Source organism: Microbispora sitophila (genome assembly GCF_014892245.1).
GTDB classification, from domain to species: domain Bacteria; phylum Actinomycetota; class Actinomycetes; order Streptosporangiales; family Streptosporangiaceae; genus Microbispora; species Microbispora siamensis.
Window position 1 is genome coordinate 326,233 of the sequence record NZ_JADBGC010000005.1, and the last position, 21,787, is coordinate 348,019.

Annotated in this window: 19 protein-coding genes; 8 read left to right on the plus strand and 11 right to left on the minus strand. The window is 71.6% G+C overall.

Going from position 1 to position 21,787, the window contains the following annotated elements; all coding sequences use genetic code 11:
• Nucleotides 1-102: 102 nt before the first annotated feature.
• A complete protein-coding gene (locus IL992_RS11630) occupies nt 103-258 on the minus strand; it encodes a hypothetical protein (RefSeq protein WP_193203331.1) in 156 nt (51 codons plus the stop codon).
• 542 nt (nt 259-800) lie between these two features.
• Here IL992_RS11630 and IL992_RS11635 point away from each other — a divergent pair.
• On the plus strand, nt 801-1,091 hold the full coding sequence (locus IL992_RS11635) for a hypothetical protein (protein WP_193203332.1): 291 nt from the start codon (nt 801-803) through the stop codon (nt 1,089-1,091).
• A gap of 131 nt (nt 1,092-1,222) precedes the next feature.
• Here IL992_RS11635 and IL992_RS11640 read toward each other — a convergent pair whose 3' ends face one another.
• The 3 genes from IL992_RS11640 to IL992_RS11650 all read right to left on the minus strand — a co-directional run bounded on the left by IL992_RS11640 (nt 1,223) and on the right by IL992_RS11650 (nt 5,847).
• Nucleotides 1,223-3,055, minus strand: coding sequence for a hydantoinase B/oxoprolinase family protein (locus IL992_RS11640; RefSeq protein WP_193203333.1), 1,833 nt, complete (start codon nt 3,053-3,055; stop codon nt 1,223-1,225).
• Complete coding sequence (locus IL992_RS11645) at nt 3,045-5,090, minus strand: hydantoinase/oxoprolinase family protein (protein WP_193203334.1); 2,046 nt, start codon at nt 5,088-5,090, stop codon at nt 3,045-3,047. Before IL992_RS11645 ends, IL992_RS11640 begins: the two co-directional genes overlap by 11 nt.
• A gap of 94 nt (nt 5,091-5,184) precedes the next feature.
• Nucleotides 5,185-5,847: a DsbA family oxidoreductase gene (locus tag IL992_RS11650; RefSeq protein ID WP_193203335.1), complete on the minus strand. Its 663-nt coding sequence runs from the start codon at nt 5,845-5,847 to the stop codon at nt 5,185-5,187.
• A 442-nt stretch (nt 5,848-6,289) separates the two neighbouring features.
• Here IL992_RS11650 and IL992_RS11655 point away from each other — a divergent pair, with 442 nt between their 5' ends.
• The 3 genes from IL992_RS11655 (at nt 6,290) to IL992_RS11665 (ending at nt 9,340) form a co-directional block, all read left to right on the plus strand.
• Nucleotides 6,290-7,270 carry a hypothetical protein gene (locus IL992_RS11655; RefSeq protein ID WP_193203336.1) on the plus strand — a complete coding sequence of 327 codons (981 nt, stop codon included), beginning with the start codon at nt 6,290-6,292 and terminating at the stop codon, nt 7,268-7,270.
• 104 nt (nt 7,271-7,374) lie between these two features.
• Nucleotides 7,375-8,022: a PadR family transcriptional regulator gene (locus tag IL992_RS11660; RefSeq protein ID WP_193203337.1), complete on the plus strand. Its 648-nt coding sequence runs from the start codon at nt 7,375-7,377 to the stop codon at nt 8,020-8,022.
• 139 nt (nt 8,023-8,161) lie between these two features.
• Nucleotides 8,162-9,340: an FAD-dependent oxidoreductase gene (locus IL992_RS11665; RefSeq protein WP_193203338.1), complete on the plus strand. Its 1,179-nt coding sequence runs from the start codon at nt 8,162-8,164 to the stop codon at nt 9,338-9,340.
• A gap of 84 nt (nt 9,341-9,424) precedes the next feature.
• Here IL992_RS11665 and IL992_RS11670 read toward each other — a convergent pair whose 3' ends face one another.
• Nucleotides 9,425-10,111 carry an SRPBCC family protein gene (locus tag IL992_RS11670; RefSeq protein ID WP_193203339.1) on the minus strand — a complete coding sequence of 229 codons (687 nt, stop codon included), beginning with the start codon at nt 10,109-10,111 and terminating at the stop codon, nt 9,425-9,427.
• A 282-nt stretch (nt 10,112-10,393) separates the two neighbouring features.
• On the opposite strand from IL992_RS11670, the gene IL992_RS11675 reads away from it, so the two are divergent.
• The 4 genes from IL992_RS11675 to IL992_RS11690 all read left to right on the plus strand — a co-directional run bounded on the left by IL992_RS11675 (nt 10,394) and on the right by IL992_RS11690 (nt 14,586).
• The gene (locus IL992_RS11675) at nt 10,394-11,458 is read left to right on the plus strand and encodes an alkene reductase (protein WP_193203340.1); all 1,065 of its coding nucleotides are present in this window, start codon (nt 10,394-10,396) and stop codon (nt 11,456-11,458) included.
• A gap of 352 nt (nt 11,459-11,810) precedes the next feature.
• Nucleotides 11,811-13,271: a cytochrome ubiquinol oxidase subunit I gene (locus IL992_RS11680; protein ID WP_193203341.1), complete on the plus strand. Its 1,461-nt coding sequence runs from the start codon at nt 11,811-11,813 to the stop codon at nt 13,269-13,271.
• 11 nt (nt 13,272-13,282) lie between these two features.
• Nucleotides 13,283-14,194, plus strand: a complete 912-nt coding sequence (cydB, locus tag IL992_RS11685; protein WP_193203342.1) for a cytochrome d ubiquinol oxidase subunit II — start codon at nt 13,283-13,285, stop codon at nt 14,192-14,194.
• A gap of 20 nt (nt 14,195-14,214) precedes the next feature.
• Entirely contained in the window at nt 14,215-14,586 is a 372-nt protein-coding gene (locus IL992_RS11690) for a type II toxin-antitoxin system VapC family toxin (RefSeq protein WP_319018500.1), read from the plus strand.
• A gap of 6 nt (nt 14,587-14,592) precedes the next feature.
• Here the strand turns inward: IL992_RS11690 and cutA are convergent, their stop codons facing one another.
• The 6 genes from cutA to IL992_RS11720 all read right to left on the minus strand — a co-directional run bounded on the left by cutA (nt 14,593) and on the right by IL992_RS11720 (nt 21,710).
• A complete protein-coding gene (cutA, locus tag IL992_RS11695) occupies nt 14,593-16,977 on the minus strand; it encodes an aerobic carbon-monoxide dehydrogenase large subunit (protein WP_193203343.1) in 2,385 nt (794 codons plus the stop codon).
• Entirely contained in the window at nt 16,974-17,462 is a 489-nt protein-coding gene (locus IL992_RS11700) for a (2Fe-2S)-binding protein (RefSeq protein WP_193203344.1), read from the minus strand. The genes cutA and IL992_RS11700 overlap by 4 nt, the downstream gene beginning before the upstream one ends.
• Nucleotides 17,459-18,334 carry an FAD binding domain-containing protein gene (locus IL992_RS48295; protein WP_193203345.1) on the minus strand — a complete coding sequence of 292 codons (876 nt, stop codon included), beginning with the start codon at nt 18,332-18,334 and terminating at the stop codon, nt 17,459-17,461. The genes IL992_RS11700 and IL992_RS48295 overlap by 4 nt, the downstream gene beginning before the upstream one ends.
• Nucleotides 18,335-18,361: 27 nt before the next feature.
• A complete protein-coding gene (locus IL992_RS11710; RefSeq protein WP_193203346.1) occupies nt 18,362-19,747 on the minus strand; it encodes a uracil-xanthine permease family protein in 1,386 nt (461 codons plus the stop codon).
• Between the two features lie 148 nt (nt 19,748-19,895).
• Nucleotides 19,896-20,123 (minus strand): RNA-binding S4 domain-containing protein, encoded by a 228-nt coding sequence (locus IL992_RS11715; protein ID WP_239108187.1) that lies wholly within the window; start codon nt 20,121-20,123, stop codon nt 19,896-19,898.
• 9 nt (nt 20,124-20,132) lie between these two features.
• A complete protein-coding gene (locus tag IL992_RS11720) occupies nt 20,133-21,710 on the minus strand; it encodes a PucR family transcriptional regulator (RefSeq protein ID WP_193203438.1) in 1,578 nt (525 codons plus the stop codon).
• Nucleotides 21,711-21,787 lie beyond the last annotated feature (77 nt).

The following is a 21,787-nucleotide window of genomic DNA, read 5'->3' on the forward strand; positions in this document are numbered from 1 at the left end:
GCACGACAGCCCGGTCCGCGCTCCCGGCCGCCCGTACGGCCCGGCATCCCCCGGCGCGTCCGCGCCCGGAACAGCCGCCGCCGGCGCCCGGCCCCCGAGATGTCAGCGGTGCGCGCGATGGCCGCGCATCTGGTCCATCAGCCGGCGCAGCCGCTGCCGGTTCTCAGGATCACGCGCCATGGTCTTGGCCTTCTCGACGTTCTCGTGGCCCTTGGGGCTCTGCAGGTACTCTCTGATGCGCTGGACGATAGACGCCATTTGTAACTCACCATCCCGTTTGTGCCGTTACTGAACGGCTACCCACGGACACCGCCGCCAATCCCCGGCTGCAGTGGCACACGTGGCGGTCCGGTGAGCCCCGGGGGTGACGGGCGCGCGGACGACGAGGGCGACCTCCGCCCCTTCCCGCCATCTCCCGGTCAGGCAACCGTGCGCGAGGTCTTGCCCTGTCGCGGCGAAGGTCTGTTCGGCTCTGCCGTCGCCGCAGGGGATGTTCCTGCCGCCGGGGTCGGTGATGGTCACGTTCTGAGCGTTGCGCTCCTTCAGCAGGTGGAGGATGTGCTCTTTTAGAGTTTGGCCTGCTTCCGCCGCCGTTGGGGGGTCTTCTGATGTGCAGGCGGTGGCGGTGAGAAGCGCCAGCAGGAGTGGACGGCGATGGGGCGTAGCCGTACGGAAAGGGGCGCGCCGGGCATCGAGGTCCGCCTCCGGGTCTCGCCGGAACCATATCCAGCCACATAATCTCAGGAGTAGCACGGCACACCACGTGTCTTTTTCGGTTATCGAAAACGGGAGCCCGAAACGTGCCCACGGACGACGACCTGGTGCCGAATCCGAGGTACGACGACCTGCGGGCCGCGCTCGAGACGGTCCGGGAGCACGTTCACGTCCTGGAGACGGCGCTCGACCGGGCCTGCGCCCAGTTCGGCGGTGACCCGGTATGGGTGGGCCCGGCGGCTCGCGCCTTCGCCGAGGAACTCAACGGCCGCCGGGCGCGGATGAGGAGCGCCGTTCAGCAGGTGATCGCAGAGCTCGAGGCGGAGCTGCGCGCCACCCCCGCCGAGGTCTCCCGTTCCGTCGCGATGAGCGGCTGACGCCGAGGCGGGACGGGTCGGCGCACATCCGACCGGCTCGTGCCATGGGCGGCCGCGCGCAAGGCCCTCGGCTTCCTCACACGAGCCGCCGGACGCCGGGCGACCCCCGGCGCCACCCCGGCGGCGGCAGGTCAGACGGTGTCCACCTCCGCGTGCGGGAGGCCGCCGGAGAGTTTGGGGTACCCCGGGCCGCGGTCGAAGAAGGCGCCGGGACGCGCCTGGCGCAGCCGCTCCCGCAGGCGCTCGGTCGCCTCCGCGTCCACGACGACCTCGTCGGCGGTGCCGGACAGCACGACGCCGTAGTCCTCGCGCGCGCCCTCGAACGAGACCTTCCCGTCGCGCACGTCGGCCGCCACCCTCTCCGCCGGCCGGTCGTACGGCGAGCCCCAGCCGCCTCCGCCGGTCGTGCGGATGCGGATGACCTGCCCGGCGCGTACGGGGAAGTCGTCGACCAGTCCCTCCATCTCCACGCCGTCCACCGTGACCTGGAAGGGACGGCCCGCCCGGCCGCCGTTGACCCCCCAGCACGACAGGATCGAGCGGTCGGCGATCGACATGAAGGAGGCGTCCCTCAGCATGCGGATGTGCTTGTCGTAGCCGAGGCCGCCGCGGAACTCCCCCGGACCGCCGCTGTCCACGGCCAGGCCCAGCCGCTCGACCCGGAACGGCCAGCGTGCCTCGGCGAACTCCACCGGGATGTTGCGGCTGTCGGGCACCACGTGGATGGTGTCCTCCCCGTCGGCGTACCAGCGCCCGCCAGAGCCGCCGCCGAGCACCTCGCGCATGAGGTAGGGCCCGTCGTCCGACTCGCCGTACACGCCCGTGTAGCGGATGGTCTCCTGGTCGGCGGGCATGCGGCCGCCGGTCGCCTTGGCCAGCACGCCCGCCAGCACGCCGAGCAGGCGCAGGATCACGAACGTACGGGCGTTGGTGGGCGCGGGGAAGATCGGCGTGAGCAGGGTGCCCTTCTCCGGGAAGACCATCTTGATCAGCGGCACGACGCCCTCGTTGACGTCGAGCTCGGCCATCCGCTCGGGCGTGTCGGCGAGGTTGCGCAGGATCGGCGCCAGCCACTTCTTCAGGAAGACGCCGTCGGCGTAGTCGCCGGCGTGGTTGATCGGCCCCTTGGCCTGGAGCGAGGTGCCGGTGAAGTCGATGGTCAGCGGGGTGTCCGCCGAGTGGTCGACGGTGAGCGTGATTCGCTGGGTGTGCAGGCGCGGCTCGTCCACGCCGTCGTGCTCGGCGTAGTCCTCCCAGACGTGCACGCCCTCGGGGATCTTCGCGAGCAGCTCGCGGCGGAACGTCTCGGTCGTCTTGTCGATGATGGCGTCGAAGCACGCCTCGACCGCCTCCCGGCCGTACCGGTCGAAAAGCTCGCCGAGCCGCCGGGCGCCCATGAGGCAGGCCGAGCACTCCGCGTCGAGGTCCCCGGCCAGGGAGTCGGGCATCCGGGAGTTGCGCGTCATGATGGTGAGCGCGGCGCGGTTGGGCACGCCCTGGTCCCACAGTTTGATCGGCGGGACCATCAGGCCCTCCTCGAACGCGCTGCGCGCGTGCGACGGCATCGATCCCGGCACCGCGCCGCCGATGTCGTCGTGGTGGCCGAACGCCTGGACGAACGCGACGACGTCGCCCTCGTGGAAGACCGGCACCGTCACGCACAGGTCGGGCAGGTGGCCGATGCCGCCCTCCGACAGGTAGACGTCGTTGTGGAAGAAGACGTCGCCGGGTCGCATGGTGCCGATCGGGAAGTCGCGGACGATCGGCTGCACCAGCGCCGAATAGGAGCGCCCGGTCAGCTTGCGCAGCCGCGCGTCGTGGATGCCCGCGCGGAAGTCGTGCGCGTCACGGATCATCGGCGAGCGGGCGGTGCGGGCGATGGCGGTCTCCACCTCCATCTCCACGGAAGCGAGCGTGCCCTCCACGATCTCCACGAGCACGGGGTCGACGGTCCTATCGGTCATCGCTCACCACCACGAGGTTGCCGTAGTCGTCCATGGTCGCCGTGAAGCCGGGATGCACCGGCAGGGTCGAGCCGTACTCCTCGATGACGGCGGGCCCTCGCACCGCCGCCCCCGCGCCGAGGTCGGCCCGGCGGTAGATCACGGTCCGGCCCCACTGCTCGAAGTACACGTCGCGGGTCGCGACGGGGCTCGGCTCGTCCTCCTGGCGGGGCCTGCGGGCGATCTTCGGCCGGGTGATGGGGCCGATGCCGGACACCCGGAGGTTGACCCACTCGACGGCGTGGCGGGGGTCGTCGCGGTAGCCGTACCCGTAGAGCCTCTCGTGCTCGGCGTGGAACCGCTCGGCGACCACGGCGAGCCACGCCTCGTCCACCGGACCGTCGGGGGCGGGCACCCGCACCTCGTACGCCTGGCCGTAATAGCGCAGGTCGGCGCTGCGCGCGTACACGTGGTCGGCGAATCCCTCGCGGTCGAGCGCGGCCGCCGCCTGGGCCTCCAGGTCGGCGAAGATCTCGCCGAGCGTCTCCGGCGAGGGGTCGCGGGCCACGTGCGTGCGCACGTAGTCGTTCTTCACGTCGACCGTGAGCAGGCCGAACGCGGACACGTTCCCGGGGTCGGGCGGGACGATCGCGGCCCGCAGCCCGAGGATGTCGATGAGGCGGCAGGCCAGCAGGGGCCCGGAGCCGCCGAAGGCGACCATCGGGAAGTCCCGCACGTCGAGGCCGCGCTGGACGGTGATCTGCCTGATCGCGTTCGACTGGTTGAACGCGCTGATCTCCAGGATCCCGGTGGCGCAGCGCTCCGGGGCCAGCCCCAGCCGGCCCGCCAGCGCCTCGACGCCCGCCCGCGCGGCGGCGACGTCGAGAGGGATCTCGCCGCCGAGCAGATGCGGGGGCACCCGGCCGAGGAAGACGTGCGCGTCGGTCACCGTCACCTCGGTGCCGCCCCGGCCGTAGCAGATCGGGCCGGGGTCCGCGCCCGCCGACCTCGGGCCGACCTTCAGCGTCCCCTCCGGCGAGATCCAGGCGATGGACCCGCCGCCCGCCCCGACCGTGACGATGTCGATCATCGGAATCTTGCACGGGTAGCGGCCGATGCTGCCCTCGGTCGTCAGCGACGGCTCTCCGTCCACGACGACGGCCACGTCGGTCGAGGTGCCGCCGCCGTCGAGGGTGATGGCGCTCGGGTGTCCGGCGGTCCCCGCGATCAGCGCCGCGCCGAGCGCGCCCGCCGCCGGGCCGGACAGGACGGTCGTGATCGGCTGGTGCACCACCTCGGTCGCCGACAGCACGCCGCCGTTGCTCTTCATGACGGAGAACGGCCGGCCGAGCCGCTCCGACAGGTTCTCGATGTACCGCCGCATGATCGGCTTGACCGCCGCGTCCACGAGCGTGGTGACCGACCGCTCGTACTCCCGGTACTCCCGCAGCACGTCGCTCGACAGCGACACGACCGCCTCGGGGTGCTCGCGCCGCAGCACCTCGCGCATCCGCCGTTCGTGCTCGGGATTGGCGTAGGAGTGCAGGAAGCACACCCCGATCGCGGTGACGCCCCGCTCCCTGAACCACCGGGCGACGTCCGCGGCCTGCTCCTCGTCGAACGGCCGGACCTCCCGGCCGAGGTGGTCGAGCCGTCCCCCGACGGTCCGCACCCGGTGGACGGGCACGATGCGCGGCGGCTTGACCCAGAAGTAGGAGTTGCCGTACCCGTCCGGCACGCTCTGCCGGGCGATCTCCAGGACGAACTCGAAGCCCTCCGTGGTGACGAAGCCCAGGTGAGACGTGCCGTCCGGGCGGTCCTCCAGCAACTGGTTGGTGGCGACGGTGGTGCCGTGGACGAGGGCGGACACGGCATCGAGGGCGCGGGACCCCGAGTGGGCCTCGAGCACCTTGTGAACGCCTGCCATGAACCCGTCGGCCGGGTTGGCAGGAGTCGAGGGAGTCTTGGTCGTGACGATCTGGCCGGACTCCTCGTCGACGAGCACGACGTCGGTGAAGGTGCCGCCTGTGTCGACCCCGATGCGGACGCTGGACATGCTCCGTGTTTACCGATCGCCGCCGATCGGAAGAACCGGCGCACTCTGCCGAAGAATCGCCGTCCTGTCGTCAGACCCTGCCCGGACGGGTGGCTTACACCGCGCAGGTTCCGTCGTCGCAGTCCTCGCCGGCCGGCACGCGTACGGCCCTCTCCTCGGCCGTACGCGCCTCGACCTCCCGCAGGGCGGCCACGAGCGTCTCGACGGGCTGCGCGCCCGAGACGGCGAACTTCTCCTCGAACAGGAACAGCGGGACCGCGCGGACGCCGAGCGTCCGGGCCCGGGCCAGTTCCGCGCGCACCTGCTCGGCGCCGTCCCCCGTGTCGTCGACGCCGGTCTCGGCGGCGAGCGTCGCGAGCGTGGCGGGGTCGCCGACGTCGAGGCCGTCGGTGAAGTGCGCCCGGAAGAGCCGGTCGGCCATGTCCGCGTCGCGCCCCGCGCGCCCGGCCAGCCAGATCAGCCGGTGCGCCTCGAACGTGTTGGCGGCGACCGCCCGGTCGAAGCGGAGGTCCAGCCCGTCCTGCGCCGCCACGCCCGTCACGTGACCGGTCATCTGCGTCACCCGGGCGGCGCCGCCGAACTTGCGCTCCAGCGCGGACAGCAGCGGCTCACCGCTGGACACCCCGTCCGGGTCGAGCTGGAACGGACGATGGGCGACCTCGACGTCCCCCTCGTAGAGGCGCACGGCCTGACGGAGACGCTGGTGACCGATGTAGCACCAGGGACACACGACATCGGAGAAGATCTCGACTTTCACGACATGTCCCAACCAGCGCCTCCGGCTGCCGATTCCCCGCCCACGGCGTTGCTCGAAAGCGGCAGGGACGGTCACCATCGCGCCCGGCGTCGACCGGCTGCGCGCGGCGGGTCCGTCCGATCGCGGGCCGCACCAGGACTGGGAGCAGGCCCCGCCGGCCGATTGCGGCGGGGCCGGTGCGTCTAGTTCGCTGTGGGGCATGTCACCCGGCGGGAAACTCCTTGTCGCTCTGCTCTCGGCCGTCCTGGTCGCGTCGTGCGCCCAACCCGAGGAGGGGCGTCATACCGTGCACACCTCATCCGACAGTGACCGGCCGCAGCCGCCGGCCCGGCGTACGCCCACGCTCGGACAGCCGACTCCAAGACCGGCGTCCCCGATCATGCCCGCCCCCACCCTGACGGGACCATGGCGGCCGGTACGCGTTCTCCCGGAGACGGAGCCTGTGACGTTCGCCGACGTGGCGGTGCGAGCGGACGGGAGCGCCTGGGCCGTCGGCGCGGACGTCGGCAACGAAGCCTGGGTGGGACGGTTCACCGTACGCGGCTGGAAGCGGCTGCCCCTGGCCGGTGTGGAGGGTCCCGGGCGCGCCGTGGTGGTGGACCAGGAGGATCACCTGTGGGTCTTCACCGGCGCCCCCGATTACGCGCCGGACACGTCTCGATCCTCCGCCGCGCGGTGGGACGGCCGATCCTGGCGGATCACCGATCTCGGCGGCGGCCTCGGCATCACCCAGGCGCGGGCGATCGGCCCGGAGGTGTGGTTCCTGGCGCGGAAGGCCGACGCCGACCAGGCGAACGCCCCCGTCGTCGAGCGCCGGCTGCCCGACGGCCGCTGGACGGACACGCACGTGCCTGTCTGGGCCGAGTCGATCGACGGGCACACCCCCTCGGACGTGTGGGCGGTGGGCCGGGACAAGGCCACCCGGCAGCCCGCCGCGGCGAGGTGGAACGGCCACACCTGGACCAGTGTGGCCCTTCCCCGCCTGCCGTTGGCGCAGGGGTTGAGCGCGCTCTTCTGGGACGTCCTCGTACGCGGCACGAGGGACGTGTGGGCGGTCGGGGGCGTCTTCAACGACATCGGCGAGGAGCAGCCCGTGCGATGGCTGATCGGCCACTGGAACGGCCGCGAGTGGTCCATGGACGTCATCCAGGACGACGAGTTCGACGGGACCGGTCTCACCGAGATCGTGGACGACGGGAGGCACGGCGCGTGGATCGAGGCGCACTGGGGCAGCCGGCTCCTCCATATGAACCGGAACGGCCGCATCACTCTGCGCCAGCGACTGGAGGACGGCAAGTGCTGGGGAGGTGCGGTCACGGCCCTGGCCTCCCGGCCCGGGACGCCGGTGCTGTGGGCGGTCGGGACCCGTTCCTCCTGCACGGTCGGCGGGGTCCACAGAGCGACCGTCTACCGCGCCGCCTGATCCGCCCGGCCCACCCCCGGCGTACGCCGGATCGCCGGTCTTGCGGCCATGAACTCGTGTCCGTATATTCGTAGACGAGTAACCAAGCAAGAGGGTGATCGTCGATGGCGAAGCGGCGCAAGGTGTCGAACCTGCTGGCGTTGGCGGTGCTCTCCGCACTCGCGCATCGGCCGATGCATCCCTACGAGATGGCGGCGGCCCTGCGCGGCTGGAACAAAGAGCACGACATGGGGATCAAGTGGGGGTCTCTCTACACGGTCGTCGGCAACCTGGCCAAGCACGGGCTGATCGAGGAACTGGAGAGCGGCCGCCAGGGGCGCCGCCCGGAGCGGACCGTCTACCAGATCACCGAGGCGGGCCGGGAGGAGTTGGTCGACTGGACCCGGGAGCTGCTCAGCGTCCCCCACACGGAGTTCCCGTGGTTTCGAGCCGGCCTGTCGGTCATGGCGGTGCTCCCCCCGGACGACGTGGCCGGGCTGCTCACCGACCGGCTCGCGGCGATCAGGAAGGAGATCACCGGGCTGGAGGAGCTCTACGAACGTGACAGCGCGCAGGTGCCGCGTCTGTTCCTCATCGAGACGGAGTACGACCTGGCGATTCTCAAGGCGGAAGAGAGCTGGATCGGCGCGCTGCTCGAGGAACTCACCGCGGGCACCTTCCCCGGGCTGCCCGAGTGGCGTGCCTTCCACGAGAACGGCGGGCTGTCAGCCGAGATGAAGGAACTCGCGGAAAACAACATCATCGACATTTAGCCCTGGTGGCGGTGCTGCAACACCGCCACCAGGAGAACCTTCGAACCGACATGCGGTGGCCCGAAGATGCAACGAATCGAGAATAACGGGTCTCCCTCCCATGACGGTTCGGCGAGCACGTCAACCGACAGGAGGAGAAATGAACAACGTCGCGATCATCGGCGGCGGCATCGCCGGCCCGGTCACCGCGCTGGCGCTGCGCAAGGCGGGCATCGACGCCACCATCTACGAGGCGTACCCGACCGGCGCCGACGGCGTCGGCGGAACGATCGCCCTCGCCCCCAACGGCATGGCGGCACTGGAGATCGTCGGGGTGGCCGACGCGGTGCGGGCGGCCGCGCAGCCCAGCACGCGCTCGGTGATGACGCTCGCCGGCCGCACGCGCCTGGAGCTGCCCACCCTGTCCGAGGTCGGACCGCTGCACGTGGTGCGGCGCACCGACCTCTACCGTGCGCTTCGCGACGAGGCCGTGAGGCAGGGCGTCAATGTCGAGTACGGCAGACGGCTCACCGGGGTCGAGGGCACCACGGCGGTCTTCGACGACGGCAGCCGGGCCCGGTTCGACGTCCTGGTCGGCGCCGACGGCGTCCACTCCACCGTTCGCCGGCTCATCGATCCGGGCGCGCCCGGGCCGAAGTGGACCGGGATGCTCGGTCTGGAAGGCGTGTCCTCGTACGAGGTGCCCGAGGATCCGGAGACCATGGTCTTCGCCTTCGGCCGGCGCGGCTACTACCTGTACTGGCGCAACGCGGCGGGCGGCAGCACCTGGGGCGTCAACCTGCCCTACCATCGCCCCCTGTCCCTCACCCAGGCCCGCGAGGTGCCGCGCGAGGAGTGGATGCGCATCCTGCGCGAGACGTACGGCGAGGACGTGCCCGGCGGTGATCTGCTCCGTCACACCCCGGTGACATCGATGCAGGTGACGGGCGCGCTCTACATCATGCCCAGTGTTCCGCACTGGCACCGGGACCGGATGGTCCTGGTCGGCGACGCCGCCCACGCGCCGTCGAACAGCTCGGGACAGGGCGCGTCGCTCTCCATCGAGAGCGCCGTCGAGCTCGCCCGCTGCCTGCGGGACATCGAGGACGTACCGCAGGCCTTCTCCACGTACGAGCGGCTCCGCCGTACCCGGGTGGAGAAGGTGGCGGCACGCGCCTCCAAGATCAACCATGCCAAGACGCCGGGCCCGGTCATGCAGAGGCTGATGCCGCTTCTCATGCCGCTGATGTTGAAGACGTTCATGAATCCGGACAAGACAGTGGGCCCAGAGCAGCGCTACCGCATCGACTGGAACGCACCCGCTAGCGCCCTCTCCTAGTTCGGGAGCCGAACCACACGGGCCGGTCCCGCTGCGGCGGGACCGGCCTGCCTGTCGTGTCTCCTGCCCGCGGCGGCGCGTGTCCTATCTGCGGCGGCCTTGGCGGCCGAGGAGCCAGCCGATGACGGCGCTGCCGAGCGCCACCCCGGCGCCCGCGCCGAACGCCGCGAGCATCGTCCAGGCCGGCACGCCCTGGCGGGGCACGGCCGGAGCCTCGCGCGTGAACACTCGCGGCGCGGTCTCCCCGGTCACGGCCGCCATCGCCGCACGGGCCGCCTCGCCGCCCGCCGCCGGCGCGGCCGCGGGGACGGCGGTCTCCGCGGGGACGGCGGAGACGGACAGCAGGTGCCGCTCGACGGCGGAGAAGAACTCCCCCGCGGTCTTCTTGGCGACCGAGGCGAGCATCCGCTGCCCCACACCGCCGATCATGCCGCCCACGACGGCCTCGGCGTCGTAGTCGATCCGGGTGCCGCCCCCTGCCTCGCTGAGCCGTACGGCCACGGTCGCCTCGACCGTGCCGGGAGCGCCCTGACCGCGCGCGCCGAGCGTGAACCGGTCCGGCTCCTCCTGGTCGCGCAGCGCCACCTCGCCCTGGTAGACGCCCTTGATCGAGGCGACCCCCGCGGTCACCGTCATCGCGTACACGTTCTCGCCGATCGTCTCCAGGCGCTCGCAGCCGGGGATCGTCCGCACCAGGACGCCGGGGTCCTGGAGGGCGTCCCAGACCCGCTTGCGCTCCGCCGCGACCAGCGCGCTGCCTGAGACCTTCATGGGCCACCTCCGATGCCGAGCACCCTAGAGAATCACCCGTACGCCGAGAACGGCAAGATCTGCCCCGGCACGGCGCCGCGGTCGTGCAGAGTTCACATGCCCCGGTGGTACGGCCCGCTACCGGAAGGCCATGCCGTCGCGCCTCGCCGCCCATCGCACTCCAGCCCTCGCAGGCCGCTGGCCCGCTTGCATATTGGTCGGCCAAGTTGTATCACTAGGGCATTGGCCGACCAAGTTTGCTGACCAAGTTGGCGGGCCACCTATCGAGAAAAGGACACGATCATGCCGTTCACGCCCTTCGAGCTGGGTTCCCTCCGGCTGCCGAACCGCCTCGTCATGGCGCCTATGACGCGGTCACGCGCATACGTGGCCGGAGTCCCCTCTCCGCTGACCGCGCTCTACTACGCTCAGCGCGCATCCGCCGGCCTGATCGTCACCGAGGGAGTCCAGCCCAGCGCCGCGGGGCAGGGTTACATGAACACGCCCGGGCTGCACACGGACGAACAGGTGGCGGGGTGGCGTGAGGTGACCGGCGCCGTCCACGCCGCGGGCGGCAGGATCGTGGCCCAGATCATGCACACGGGAGGGGTCGGCCACCCCGACAACACCGGCAGGCTGCCGGTCGCTCCCTCGGCCGTACGACTCGGTGAACAGATCTTCACACCGACGGGCCTCCAGGACACGCCGGTCGCCGTCGAGCTGTCCACCGCCGAGGTGGAGGCGACGGTCCGCGACTTCGCCACCGCCGCGCGCCGCGCCGTGGAGGCCGGGTTCGACGGGGTCGAGCTGCACGGGGCCAACGGCTACCTCATCCACCAGTTCCTGTCACAGAACGCCAACCTGCGCGACGACCGGTACGGCGGGTCGGTGTCCAACCGGATCCGGTTCGCCGTGGAGACCGCCAGGGCCGTCGCGGAGGAGATCGGCCCCGACCGGGTGGGCATCCGGCTGTCCCCTCTCAACGGCGCCCAGGGATTGGTCGAGGAGGACGCGCACGAGCTCTACCCCGCGCTGGTGTCCGCGCTCGCCGACCTCGACCTGGTCTACCTGCACCTCCTGGCGACCGGCGGCGACGAGCTCAACGCGCGGATCCGCGACCTGTGGCCGAACGCACTGATCGTCAACGACCCCGTGGCGCCCGACCCCGCGTCCGCCGTGGAGAGGCTGATCGACTGGGGCGCCGACCTGGTCGCGCTGGGCAGGGCCTTCCTGGCCAACCCCGACCTGCCGCTGCGCCTGCGCGTCGGCGCGCCGCTGAACGAGGCCGACCCGAGCACCGCGTTCGGCGGCGACCACCGCGGCTACACCGACTATCCCACGCTGGCCCTCCACCCGGCCGCCGCGTAGGGGCGCCGTACACCCACCCATCGATCCGGCCCTCGCGCCGTCAACCGCACGGCGTACGGGCGAATCAGCCGCGCGGCGGACGCGGCACTTGTCATCGTTCGTCCATTCTTGATCCCGTGCCTCCCCAGGAGGCGCTCCCGGCGGGACGGGACCCCTGTCCCTGGTGACCGGGACGGTCCGACCGCAATCGTCGGTACTGCAAGCAACGGGATCCGGCGCCGCGAACCGGGGTCCGGGCGGCGCACCGCCCGGCTGTGACGAAGATCGCACCTCGCGGGGCCCTAATGCTCTACAGCTTGTAGTACTACTGGTTATAGAACTACGAGCTGTAGAGCTCCGGCGTGGGGGAGACATGGACGCGCTTGACCTGGCACGGTGGCAGTTCGGGGTGACCACCGTGTACCACTTTCTCTTCGTACCCCTGACGATCGGGCTGGGCGTCTACGTCGCCGGGCTCCAGACCGCCTGGCACCTGACGGGCAAGGAGCACTACCTCAGGCTCACGAAGTTCTTCGGCAAGCTCTTCCTGATCAACTTCGCCATGGGCGTGGTCACCGGCATCGTCCAGGAGTTCCAGTTCGGGATGAACTGGAGCGAGTACTCGACCTTCGTCGGCGACGTGTTCGGCGCGCCGCTGGCGCTGGAGGCGCTGCTCGCGTTCTTCCTGGAGTCCACGTTCCTCGGTCTGTGGATCTTCGGCTGGGACCGGCTGCCCAAGCGGGTCCACCTCGCCTGCCTGTGGGCGGCCGTCATCGGCTCCAACCTGTCCGCGTACTTCATCCTCGCGGCCAACGCGTGGATGAAGCACCCGGTCGGCTACGAGGTCGTGGACGGCAGGGCCAGGATGACCGACCTGTGGGCCGTGCTGACCAACTCGACGGCCCTCGCCCAGGTGCCGCACGTCGTCGCCGCCTCGTTCGTCGTGGCGGGCGGGTTCGTGATCGCCGTCGCGGGCTACCGCATCCTGCGCGAGCGCGGCCTCGGCCTGCGGCCGGGCCGCCCGACCCGCACGTCCGCCGGGGACGCGACCACGCCGATGCGTCGCCTCCCGGACATGTGGCGGACCAGCCTGCGCGCCGCGCTCGTCATGACGGCGATCGCGGGGGCCGTCGTCGCCGGCAGCGGTGACCTGTCCGGCCAGCTGCTGCGCGAGCAGCAGCCGATGAAGCTCGCCGCGGCGGAGGGCCTGCGCCACGACACCGCCGGAGCGCCGTTCTCGATCGCGCCCGGCGTCGAGGTGCCCGGCCTGCTCAGCCTGCTCGCCGCGCACGACCCCGGCGCGACGGTCCAGGGCGTCGACGACATCCAGGCGCGGTACGAGAAGACCTTCGGGCCGGCGGACTACACCCCGAACCTGCCGGTCGTCTTCTGGTCGTTCCGCGTGATGATCGGCTTCGGCATGGCCACGGTGGGCCTGTCCGTGCTCGGCCTGTGGCTGACCCGGCGGCGGCGCGGCGGCACGGCGAAGCCGGTGCCCGACTGGTTCGCCCGCCTGTGCGTGCTGGCGCTCCCGCTGCCCGCCATCGCGATCATCTCCGGCTGGCTGCTCAGCGAGATCGGCCGCCAGCCGTGGACCGTCCAGGGCGAGCTCATGACCGCCGCCAGCGTGTCGCCCGGCGTCTCGCTCGGCGAGGTGGCGATCACCCTGGCGATCTTCACGGTCCTGTACGGCGTGCTCGCGGTGGCCGAGGGCGTGCTGCTGGTGCGGCACGTCAAGGCGGGCCCGGAGCTGCCGCCGGTCGAGAGCGCGCCCGCCGGCGCCGTTCCCGCCCGCCCCGACGAGGCGCGGCTCACGCCGACGCTCATGTACTGAGGAGCCACGAGATGACGACCTTCTGGTTCATCGTGATCGCGTTCCTCTGGACGGGTTACTTCGTCCTGGAGGGGTTCGACTTCGGGGTGGGCGCGCTGCTGCCGCTGCTGTCCCGGTCGGAGGCCGACCGCAAGCAGGTGCTGGGCACCATCGGGCCGGTCTGGGACGGCAACGAGGTGTGGTTGATCACCGCGATCGGGGCGATGTTCGCCGCCTTCCCGGCCTGGTATTCCGGCCTGCTGAGCGGCTTCTACCTGGCGGTCTTCCTCGTCATCGCCGGCCTGGTCGTACGCGGGGTGGGCCTGGAGTGGCGGGGCAAGGTCCACTCCCGGCGCGAGGTCGCGCTGTGCGACGCCGGGATCGTCGCCGGCAGCGTGCTGCCCGCGTTCCTGTGGGGCGCGATCTTCGGCAACCTGCTGTTCGGCACGGCGCTGGCGACCGTGCTCGGCGGGGCCCTGTCGCTGTCGGTGGCCGTGCTGCACGGCGCGGTGTTCGTGGCGCTCAAGACGACCGGCGGGGTCCGCGCCCGCGCCCGGCGCGCCGCGCTGCTCGCGGCCGTCGGCGCGGTGCCGGTCGCACTCGCCACACTGCCGTCCGTGCCGGGCAAGGGGCCGATGTGGACGCTGGGCACGGCCCTGCTCGCCGCCGCGGCGCTGGCGGCCGGGGTGACGCTGGTGTGGGGCCGCCGGGAGGGCTGGGCCTTCACCGCGACCGCGACCGCGATCGCCGCGACGACCGCCACCGTCTTCGGCGTGCTGTGGACCGCTCCCCTGCCCGGGCTCACGCTGGCCGAGGCGGCCTCCGCGCCGTACACGCTGACCGTCCTCACCTGGATCGGCCTGATCGCCCTGCCGGGCGTGATCGCCTACCAGGCCTGGACCTACTGGGTCTTCCGCAAGCGCCTCACCGCCGAAGTGTCCTGACTCAGGAACGGCAGAGCGCGATCGTCGCGATCCTCAACGGAGAGCCGGACGCCATCGACCTGGCCAGAGCCATAAGGGATGCGCCGACGCGACGAATCTCGGCGGGGACGTACGTCGAGTTGGCCGCGGTGGTCGAGCGTGCCCGTGACCCCGCTGCCTCACGGCTCCTGGACGACCTTCTCGCCCGGATGAGGGCGCAGATCATGCCGGTCACACCTGAGCAGGCTCGGACCGCGCGCCGGGCCTACTGGGACTACGGCAGGGGCAGCGGCCACAAAGCAGGACTGAACTTCGGCGCCTGCTTCTCCTACGCACTCGCGAGAGAGTGCCAGGAACCACTCCTGTTCAAGGGTGACGACTTCATTCATACCGACGTGACTCCGGCGCTCTGACGGTGGTCACCGTCGCAGGCGCAGGTGGTGGAGGTCGGAGGGGGAGATGGGCATCCGGGTGATGGTGATGCCCTCGGCGTCCTCGACCGCGGAGGCGATGACGGCCGAGACGGGGATGACCCCGGCCTCCCCCGCGCCCTTGATCCCGAGCGGGTTCAGCGGCGAGGGCGTCTCCAGATGGGCCGTCTCGATGCGCGGCACCTCCGTGGCGTACGGCATCAGGAAGTCCATGAACGAGGCGTTCAGCAACTGGCCGTGCTCGTCGTAGACCATCTTCTCGTACAGCGCGCCGCCGACGCCCTGGGCGACCCCGCCGTGGATCTGGCCCTCGACGATCATCGGGTTGATCAGCTTGCCGCAGTCGTGGACGACGGCGTAACGCAGGATCCTGATCTCCGCGGTGTCCGGGTCGGTCTCCACGATCGCCGCGTGCATGCCGGCCGCGAAGGTGGACCTGACCGGCGAGTAGTAGTCCCGGCCCTCCAGGCCCGGCTCCTCCCCCTCGGCCACCGGCGGCCGGTCGTCGGAGGCGGGCCCGGCGAACTGCGTGGCCCGTTTGGCCTCCTCGTCGAAGGCGTACCGCAGCGGGTTGGACAGCACGGCGACGGTCGCCAGCGGGATCGACGCCGACGGCACGCCGGCGACGTGGACCATCCCATCGGTGATCTCCAGGTCACGCGGGTCGGCCTCCAGCGCCTCCGCCGCGATCCGCAGCGCCTTCTCCCTGACCTTCCGGCAGGCGAGCGCGATCGCGTTGCCGCTCATCACCGCCGCCCGTGAGGCGAAGGTGCCCACGGCGTACCCGAAGCGCCGGGTGTCGCCGGTGACGACCGACACCTTCTCGATCGGCACGCCGAGCTCGGTGGCCGCGATCTGCGCGAAGACGGTCTCGTGCCCCTGCCCCTGGGAGGTCAGGCCGGTCGAGACGTGCACCCGGCCGTCGGAGGTGACCTGCACGTGCCCGCCCTCGTACGGGCCGACGCCGGTGCCCTCGACGTAGCAGCCGACGCCGATGCCGATCCTGCGTCCTTCGGCCGCCGCACGGGCCTTCGTCTCGGGGAAGGAGTCCCAGCCGATCAGCTCCTTGAGCATGCGCAGCGCCTCGGGGTAGTCGCCGCTGTCGTAGATCAGCGGGCGCCCGTCCTGGAACGTCATGCCCTGGTCGTACGGGAACTCGTCCGGCTGGATGAAGTTGGCCGCGCGGACCTCGGTGCGGTCCCTGCCGAGGTGGGCGGCGATGCGGTCCATCGTCCGCTCCATGCAGAACACGCCCTGCGGGCGGCCCGCGCCCCGATAAGGCGTGACCTGCACGGTGTTGGTGTAGATCGAGGAGAACTCGACCCGGTAGGCCCCCACTTTGTACGGCCCGAGCAACTGCGTCGAGGTGATGATCGGCACGATGATCCCGTACGGCGTGTAGGCGCCGTGGTCGTGCAGGATCTCGACCTCCAGGCCGAGGACGCGCCCGCCGTCGTCGAACCCGACCCGCACGTGCTGGACCTGGCCGCGCTCGTGCGACGACGAGACGAAGTGCTCGCGCCGGTCCTCGGTCCACTTCACCTCGCGGTTCAGCAGCCGGGCCGCCCACGGCACGAGGATCTCCTCCGGCCACGGGTGAACGATCTTGACGCCGAACCCGCCGCCGACGTCGGGCGCGATGACCTCCACCTTGGGCAGCGGCAGTCCGAGCTTGGCCGCGATCGCCATCCGCACGCTGGTGGACGTCTGCGTGGAGGAGTAGACGCGCAGCGACCCGTCGTCGGCGTCCCAGCGGGCGTACACGCCCTTGCCCTCCAGGGGCGTGCACGCGCTGCGCTCGACGTCGAGGCGGAACTCCAGCGTGTGCGGGGCGGCCTCGATCGCCTCCCGCGCGGTCAGGCCGCCCGGTCCCGGCACCTCCTGGACGAGGTGCGCGCCGACGTTGCCCGGCACGTCCTCGTGCACCAGATGCACGCCGCGCACGGCCTCCTCGATGCCCACGACGGGCTTGCGGATCTCGTAGTCGACCCGGATCAGGGCGCAGGCGTCCTCGGCGAGGTAGCGGTCGCGGGCGACGACCATCACGACCGGCTCGCCGACGTGCCGGACGATCTCCCGGGCCAGCGGGTACGCCGTACGGCCGTGGGTGAGCGCGGGGTGCGGGATCAGCAGCGGCAGCGGCTCGGCCAGCGCGCCCGGCAGGTCCTCCCACGTGTAGATCGCGACCAGGCCCTCCACGTCGAGGGCGGCCGACACGTCGATGTCGAGGATCCGCGCGTGGGCGTGCGGCGACCTCACGAAGGCGGCGGCCAGCGCACCTTCGCCCAGGTCGTCGAGGTAGCGTCCCTGCCCCGTGATGAGCCGGGCGTCCTCGCGCCGCCGGACCGGCTCGCCGAACAACTTGGTCGTCACCGGTCCTCCTCCGCCTGAAGCTCCGCCGCCCGATGGACGGCCTTGAGGATGTTCTGGTAGCCGGTGCACCGGCACAGGTTGCCCGCCACGGCCTCCAGCGCCTCCTCCTCGGTCGGTGCGGGGGTGTGCCGCAGGAACGCGGTGACCGTGCACAGGAACCCCGGCGTGCAGAACCCGCACTGCAGGGCGTGGCACTCGGTGAAGGCCCGCTGGACCGGCGACAGCTCGCCGTCGCGCGCCAGCCCCTCCACCGTCGTGATCTCGTGGCCGTCCACCGTGACGGCGAACGTCAGGCACGACCGCACCGGCTCGCCGTCCAGCAGCACCGTGCAGGCGCCGCAGACGCCGTGCTCGCAGCCCACGTGGGTGCCGGTGAGGCCGAGGTCGTGGCGCAGGCAGTCGGACAGCAGCCGCCGTCCGGGCACCGTCGCCTCCCGCACGACCCCGTTGACCGTCAGCGTCACGTGATGGCGTGTCTCGTTCACGATTCCTCCCCGCGGGCCGCGGAGGCGGCGTCCCGCAGCGCCCGTGCGGCGAGCACCCCGGTGAGGTGCCGCCGGTAGTCCGCCGTGGCGTGGATGTCGCCCTCCGGCTCGATCCGGTCCCGTACGGCTCCCGCCACGGCCGCCCAGTCGACCGAGGCGGCCGGGCGCGGGCCGCACGCGGCGGTCACGTCCACGACAACCGGGACCGGTCCCACGCTCACGCAGGCGACGCGGGCGGCGGCGATCCGGAAGTCCTCGTCCAGTGTGACGGCGGCGGCCACCCCGGCCACCGCGTAGTCGCCGTGCCGCCGGGCCACCTCGTGGAAGGCCGTGCCCGACCGCCGGGGCAGCACCGGGAAGAACGCCGACACGGCCAGTTCGCCGGGCCGCAGCGCCGACTCCATCGGGCCGGTGAAGAACTCCACGGCCGGCACCTCCCGCTCCCCGCCCCGGCTCGCCAGCCGTACGGACCCGCCGAGCAGGACGAGCACGGCGGGCATCTCGGCGGCGGGGTCGGCGTGGACGAGGCTGCCCACCACCGTGCCGCGGTTGCGGATCACGGGATGGGCGACCAGCCGCAGCGCCTGCCGCAGCAGCGGCTGCGCGGCGGTGGCCTCCGGCGAGCGCTCCACGGCGGCGTGGCGGGCCAGGGCCCCGACGCGTACGCCGGACGGCCCGGCCTCGATCCCGTCCAGACCGGGCACGCGGTTCACGTCGACGATGTGGGCGGGCGCGGCCAGCCGCATGTTGAGCAGCGGGATCAGACTCTGGCCGCCGGCCAGCACCTTCCCGCCGGGCCCGGCCTCGGCGAGGACGTCGAGCGCCTCGCCGAGGGTGGCCGGGCCGTGGTAGCCGAACGGGGGCGGCTTCACCGCGTTCGCACCCGCGACGCGGGCCGTTCAGACGGCCGGGTCGCGTTCGAGCCCGATCTCCCCACCCGTGACCTCCTTCGCTCGTCTGCCCGCGATCGCGCGGAGCAGGTGATAGCCGGCGAGCACCACGATCGTGCCGAGCGCGATCCCGGCGAGCGAGAAGTCACCGGTGATCTGGTGGGTGACCGGCCCGATCGCGAGGATGATCCCCGCGCCGATCGGCACCATGTTGACCGGGTCGGCGAAGTCCACCCGGTTCTCCACCCAGATCTTCGCGCCGAGCAGACCGATCATGCCGTACAGGATGACCGTGACGCCGCCGAGCACGCCGCCGGGCGTGGCGGCGACCAGCGCGCCGAACTTGGGGGACAGGCCGAACAGGATCGCGATGACCGCGGCGATGTAGTAGGCGGCCGTCGAATAGACCCGTGTGGCCGCCATGACGCCGATGTTCTCGGCGTACGTCGTGGTGGGCGAGCCGCCGACGGCGGTCGCGACCGCGGTGCCGACGCCGTCGGCGATGATCGCCTTGCCCATCTGGGGGTCGACGTCGGCGCCGGTCATCTGGCCCACGGCCTTGACATGGCCGACGTTCTCCGCGATCAGGGCGATCACGGCGGGCAGCACCACCAGCACCGCCGAGACATGGAACGACGGGGGCATGTTGAAGTGCGGCAGGCCGAACAAGTCGGCGTCGGCGACGGCCTGGAAGCTCACCCGGGGGTGGGTGTCGATCTTCCCGGTGCCCGCGTTGTAGGCGGTGATGTTCCCGAACACCTTGTCGGCGATCCAGGACAGGACGAACCCGAAGACCAGCCCGAGCAGCACGCCGATCCGGCCGAGGAAGCCGCGGAACAGCACGATGAACACGAACGTCGCGATCATCGTGATCAGCGCGATCCACGGGTCCTGCGGCCAGTAGACGTCCGCCACCACGTACGCCAGGCCGAAGCCGATCAGCATGACCACCGCGCCGGTCACGACCGGCGGGAAGATCCGGTGGATGATCTGCACGCCGAGCACGTGGATCGCCACGCCGCACAGGGCGAGCACCAGACCGGCGACGAGGATCGCGCCGGTGACGACCTTGTCGGCCGCCGGGGTGTCGCCGCCGAACGCGGCCCGCACGGCGACCACGCCGCCGACGAACGACGCGGAGGTGCCGAGGTAGCTGGGCACCTTCCCCTGGGTGATCAGCAGGAACAGGATCGTCGCGACGCCCGACATCATCACAGCGATGTTCGGATCCAGGCCCATCACGAGCGGGAACACGAAGGTCGCGCCGAACATGGCGATCACGTGCTGGGCGCCGATGCCGATGGTGCGCGGCCAGCTCAGCCTCTCGTCCGGTTTGACGACCTCTCCGGGGGCCAGCCCTCTCCCGTCGCCGTGCATCGTCCATCTGAAAGCCATTTACGCCCCTCTTGCTCACTGGGCCGTGGGCCGGTCGGCCACCCCGCAGGCGTCCCTCCGCGGCGCTTCTAGACCGTTTGGGGCACTTTAGGACTGGCGTGCGCGACAAACATGGGCATGATCTGCCAAACCGGCGAGCTCTTGGGCGTCATACCACACGGATCGTGTACCCCTCGCCGGTGACGACCTGGCCCGCCCGGATTTTGCAGGCCTTGCGCAGCTCCACACGTCCGTCGACGCGCACCCGGCCCTCCGCGATGAGGTGCTTGGCCGCGCCGCCGCTGTCGGTGATCTGGCAGAACTTGAGGAGATCGCAGAGCGGGATGTAGTCGCCGTCCAGCTCGAAGGTGATCGCTGGGGCCTTCGCGTCGTTCACGCCGTCAGCCTAGATGCCCCTCATGCGCAGGACGTGCAGGGCGAGGGTGAGGTTGAGCCGCAGGTGCGCGTCCTCGGTGAAGTTGCCCAGCATGCGCTCCAGCTTCCCGATCCGGTAGCGCAGGGTGTTGTAGTGGAAGTGCAGGCGGCGCGCGGTCTCGGCGACGTTGAGGTTGGTCTCCAGCAGCGCCTGCAGGGTGCGGCGCAGGTCGGCGTTCTCCGCGTCGTCGTCCCCCGCCAGCGGGCCCAGGGTCTCGCGGACGAAGGCGTGCAGCTCGTCGGTGTCGTTCACCAGCGACAGCAGCCGGTAGACCCCCAGCTCGTCGAAGTGGGCGACCGCGCCCGCCCCGTGGAGCTGGCGACCCACCCGGGCGGCCTTCAGCGCCTGGCCGTACGCGCCGGGCAGGGCGTCCACGCCGGAGGCGACCCGGCTGAGGCCGGTGGAGAACGTGCCGTCGGAGACGGCGGCGAGCGCGTCCCTGGCCACCTTGGCCGGGTCGGCCGCCGCCCCGACGATCGCCACGACCTCGTGGGAGAAGCCCGCGATCGCACCGCGCGGGTCGTGCTTGCGCACCGACGCCTGCCACGCCGCCAGCATGCGGTCCTGGACCGGTCGTTCCTCGGCGTCCGGGTCGATCTCGGCGACCAGCACGCTCACCGGGCGCTCCAGGTCCCAGCCGAACGCCTGGGCGCGCTCGGCCACCCGCAGCCCGCCCCTGCCGGTGAGCACGTCGCGCAGGAAGTCGGCGCGGTATTTGCTCTCGACGGCGGTGACCGCCTCCTGCTTGGTGATCACCAGCGCGGCGACGGTCGCGGCGCGCTCCAGGATGCCGATGTCGCTGGGGGTCAGCGTGCCGTTGGCACTGTAGGCCGCGATCCTCCCGTGGTGGTGCCCGCCCGCGACGATCGGCACCGCCGCGTAGTGCCCGTCGCCGGCCGCGGGCGTAGCCGCCGGGGTGCGCAGGAGGGCCGCGTTGATCTCCCGCAGCCGCGCCACCTGCGCGGACTCGCCGGCAGCCGCGAGGAGATGACCGGCGGCGTCGGTCGCCCCCACCGCCACCTGCAGCAGCCCGGCCACCTCCGCCGTGACCTCCCGCATCCCACCCCCGGCCAGCACGATCTGCACGAGCGCCCGGTGCGCCTCCTCCGTACGGGCGAGGATCGCCGCCTGCCGGTTGAGGATGTCGGTGAGCACCTGGTTGAGGATGTCGTCGAAGCCCACGTCGTTGGGCAGCAGGATCAGCGGGAAGCCCAGCCGGTCGGCCTGCTCGACCATCTCCCCCGGGAGCTCGTCCAGATAGCGGCCGAGCTTGATCGCCAGGGCGGCGAGGCCCCGCTCGTCCAGGTCGGCCACGAGCCGGTCGAGCGACTGCGGCGTGTTGCGCAGCGGGTAGCCCGTGGTGAGCAGCAGCTCGTGCGGCTTCACCCAGGCGAGGATGTCGGGCACCTCCATCACGTTGAGGCGCTGCACGATGCGGTCGAGGCCGCTCCGTCCCGCGATCAGGCGGGCGTCCGCCAGCGTCGAGACCCCCAGCACCTCGCCCACCGACACGCCGTGGAGGATCGTTCCCGTGCTCGCCAGGCGCATGGCGGGCGGGGCCGGGTCGTTCTGCAATGCCGTCTCCGAGAATGCCGTCACCGGGGGGTCGCGACGCCCTCGAGTCA